1 protein-coding gene is annotated in these 247 nt (G+C 76.1%); it reads left to right on the top strand.

Going from position 1 to position 247, the window contains the following annotated elements; all coding sequences use genetic code 11:
* Window positions 1-247, top strand: a 247-nt coding sequence (locus KZZ06_RS21850; protein WP_219582009.1) for an HAD family hydrolase, incomplete at both ends; no start/stop codon positions are given.

Raw genomic sequence — 247 nt, 5'->3', positions numbered from 1 at the left:
GCGGCCCGCATCCAGGACCTGGAGGGGGTCGGGCGCACCGTCATCGTGGTCGGCCGGGACCGTCGCTTGCTGGGCCTGCTCGCCCTCGACGACAGCCTGCGGTCCGACGCGGCGCAGGCGGTCGCGGCCTTGCGGGCTGAGGGCCTGCGGACGGTCCTACTCACCGGTGACAACGAGCGGGCCGCCCGCCGGATCGCCGCCGAGGCGGGCATCGACGAGGTCCACGCGGGGGTACTGCCCGACGGCA

This window comes from Sulfitobacter sp. CW3 (assembly GCF_019392245.1).
Classification (GTDB): Bacteria; Pseudomonadota; Alphaproteobacteria; order Rhodobacterales; family Rhodobacteraceae; genus Sulfitobacter.
The sequence above is the reverse complement of the archived record's forward strand: the minus strand, read 5'-3'. Positions and strand labels throughout refer to the sequence as shown.